We start from the raw sequence: 2,512 nt of genomic DNA on the forward strand, positions 1-2,512 counted from the left end.
CGCCCCACCCTTCGTCGGCTCCTGGGTCACCTGCGGCTCGCTACCCGGCTTCTTCCCGTCAAGTCGATACCCCGTACCCCGATCAACCGACGGCTTCTCCGTCGACGACCCACCCTTCGTCGGCTCCTGGGTCACCTGCGACTCACTACCCGGCTTCTTCCCGTCAAGCCGATACCCCGCACCCCGATCAACCGACGGCTTCTCCGTCGACGACCCACCCTTCGTCGGCTCCTGAGTCACCTGCGACTCACTACCCGGCTTCTTCCCATCAAGCCGATACCCCGCACCCCGATCAACCGACGGCTTCTCCGTCGACGACCCACCCTTGGTCGAGCCGCCCGCCCCGTGTTCGGACTGCTTGACGCCGCTGATGGTCTCCACGTTGGAGCCACCGGGTCGCATCCCCGCCTCCGCGGTGTTGCTCCTCGGCCCCGACCCCTCCGCGTTGAGCTCGGAGAAGGTCATCATCTTCTTGGCGCCGAACGGCCGCGTCGAGGGCTTCTTCGGCGCCGCACCCTCCGACTTCCCGGTCGTCCCCTCCTGCTGGCCGTTCTGCCGGGTCTGCTCCGAGGTCGGCCGGTTTCCCTTGCCCGGGGCCGTGCTCTCGGAGGTGGTCTGCTTCGCCCCGTTGGTGCTGCCCTCGGGCTCCTTCGCCGAGGAGGCGGTCGACGACTGCCTGTTGCTGTTCTCCGGTGCCTGGGGCTCCAGTTCCCGCGGCAAGGGCTTCTGCCCCCCGGTCGACTGGTTGGTCCGCTCGTTGCCCTTGGGCACGGAGCCGGAGGAGCCGCCGGGCTTCCCGTTGTCCCGCATCGGCTCCAGCGGGGTGTCGCGGGGGGTGGTGCCGCCTCCGGTGGCGGTCCGCTGCGTGTTCGTGGGCGCCTCCGCGCCCTCCTTGAGGGGCTGCTTGACGCCCTCGGGCCGGTTGTTGTTGCCCCCGGGGAGGCCGTCGTGGTTTCCGGGTGCCTTCGCGGAGAGCGAGTTGCGGTCCGTGGTCACGACGGGGTTGTCGCCCTCGACGCGGGCGGAGACCGAGGACGGCCGGCCGTTGGCGCCGAGGTCGCCGCCGGTCCGCGTTCCGCCGGGCTGCCGGTCGAAGGAGGCCTTGTAGGTCTGGTTGTCGAGGGGCGTCTCGGACTGGGTGTGGCCCGGATTCTGCTCGGTCGGACCGGGCCGCGCGCCGTTGCCGGCACCGTTGCCGTTGCCGACGACGTTGCCGCGCGAACCGCCGTTCCCGCCCGTCTCGTTGACGGAGCGCGAGGTGAGGTCGGGCAGCGAGCCGTCCTTGCCGTTCAGCGGCCCGTGCGTCTCCGGGCCGCCGATCTGGCCGCCGGTGCTCTTCGGCGGGGCGACGTTGCCGATCCCGCCCGCCCCGGGCTCGTGCACTCCGGTCCCGGGCTTCACCTGGCCGCCGGGGGTCGGCTGGTGCGTTCCCGACGGGTTGAGCTGGCCGGGCTCCCGGGTCACCGGCTCGGGGCCCCGGCCGGGCGTCGTGGTCCTGGGCGGGCCGGGCGGGGTGGTGCCGGGGGCCTCGTGGGGGATCCCGGTCTTGGGGGGCTCCACCCCGCCGGGGGCGACGGGCGAGCGTCCCGGCGGCACGCTGCCCGGTTCGGCGCCCAGCGGCTTGCCGCCGCCCGGGAACAGCTCCGGCGGCGGGACCTTGCCGATGCCGCCCGGGGTGACTCCGCCGATGTGTCCCGGCCCTTCCGGCAGCGGCACGGAGCCGCGCCCCGGCAGCGGGAGGTGCTCGGTGGCCGGGGGCTTCACGCCGGGCGGGTCGACCTTCGGCGGGGTCACGCCCTTGCCCCCGACGCCCTTGGGGCCGCCGCCGATCCCGACCTCCTTGGGTCCGCGCAGGCCGGCCAGGCCCGCGAGGCCGCCGAAGGCGGCCCCGAAGCCCATGCTCATGCCCTCGGCGGCCCAGTCGATCTCGAACGGGACGTCGTAGATCTTGTCGGCGATCAGCTGGGCCAGCAGGTCGGTGCCCAGCTGGAGCAGGCCGCCGGCCACGGCGCCGCCGATGAAGGCGCCGATGTTGAGGATGGTCTGCAGGCTCTCGCCGATCGTCCTCAGGATGTTGGTGATGAGGGTGATGAGGCCTTCGAGGAGCGGCGCGATCAGCTTGGCCAGGAAGCCCAGGCCGAACGGGAGGACGAACCCGAGGATGGTGGCGATGATGCTGGCCAGCCCGGCCGCGTTGGCGGCCTTCTGCTCGGCGGCCATGATCTTCTCCAGTGCCCGACCGTAGTCGTTGATGGCGTCGCCGATCTTCCAGCAGGTGGTGACCGCCGGGTCGAGCACGCTGTTGCCGACGAGGTTCCAGGCCTCGTGCGCGGCGACCATGCCGTCGCCGGTCCACTGGAACTTGTCCATGGCCATGCTGGTGCCGTACCGGGCCGCGTACACCGTGGTGCCCAGCTCGATCCACTGGTTGCCCAGGGCGTAGATGTCGCTGATGCTGAAGCCGTCGTCGGCCATCCGGGATCCACCTCGAAGCAACTGCCGCGGTTAGTGC

At 72.1% G+C, this 2,512-nt stretch carries 1 pseudogene; it reads right to left on the reverse strand.

Annotated elements, in window-relative coordinates:
• Positions 1-2,475, reverse strand: a pseudogene (locus tag ACFU6K_RS36605) (hypothetical protein); the annotation flags it as partial.
• Between the last annotated feature and the right edge of the window lie 37 nt (positions 2,476-2,512).

This window comes from Kitasatospora sp. NPDC057512 (assembly GCF_042802135.1).
Classification (GTDB): domain Bacteria; phylum Actinomycetota; class Actinomycetes; order Streptomycetales; family Streptomycetaceae; genus Kitasatospora.